This window comes from Synechococcus lacustris str. Tous (assembly GCF_003011125.1).
GTDB lineage: Bacteria > Cyanobacteriota > Cyanobacteriia > PCC-6307 > Cyanobiaceae > Synechococcus_D > Synechococcus_D lacustris.
The window spans coordinates 1-788 of sequence record NZ_PXVC01000261.1 but is presented as its reverse complement, the minus strand read 5'-3'; the positions used below and the strand labels follow the sequence as shown (position 1 = coordinate 788).

Sequence of the window (788 nt, the reverse complement as noted above, 5' to 3'; positions counted from 1 at the left end):
CGCTGTATGCAACAGCAATCCACGGACGCATGCCCAAGCGATAACTAAGCTCCCATTCGCGTCCCATATACGCATAAATGCCAATCAAAAAGTGAAAAATTATTAGTTGGTAAGGCCCACCGTTGTAGAGCCACTCATCGAGGCTGGAGGCTTCCCAGATGGGATAGAAGTGCAGGCCGATGGCGTTGGAGCTGGGCACCACCGCAGCGGTGATGATGTTGTTCCCATAAAGCAAGCTGCCCGTAACGGGTTCACGGATGCCATCGATATCAACAGGTGGGGCCGCAATAAATGCAATCACAAAACAAGTGGTTGCAACTAAGAGGGTTGGGATCATCAACACACCAAACCAGCCCACATAAAAGCGATTATTGGTGCTGGTAATCCAGTTTTTAAAGGCAGACCAGGGGTTGCCCCTTGGACGTAAAAGAGAGGTTGTAGTCATGGCGCTCAGAACAAGGGATAACGGAATCGGCGAACCGACTCCTGTATAACGTTATCGTTAAAATGACCTAATACGTAATCTATATGATGAGTAAATATGCTCAAAGTTTTTGCCAGCGCCGGACGTTGCCAGGGGTGCTGGCTTTATTGATGAAAAATAAGTCCACCTAGCAGGGAAACAATCTCTACTCCAAGAGTTTCAAAGCACAACCCCTATCCCGAATCGCTATTTCGCGCCGTTAAATTCCGGCCTGGGTTACTTCATTTATGGATTGGCATAACAACCAACAACGCCATTGCTGTGAGGTTATTGAGATCTTCCGCCAATTGAGATCTGCCACCAC

At 48.0% G+C, this 788-nt stretch carries 1 protein-coding gene; it reads right to left on the bottom strand.

The features are described from left to right. On the bottom strand, positions 1 to 445 hold a 445-nt coding region (locus C7K08_RS14785; RefSeq protein WP_479725441.1), incomplete at its 3' end, for a photosynthetic reaction center family protein. Positions 446 to 788 lie beyond the last annotated feature (343 nt).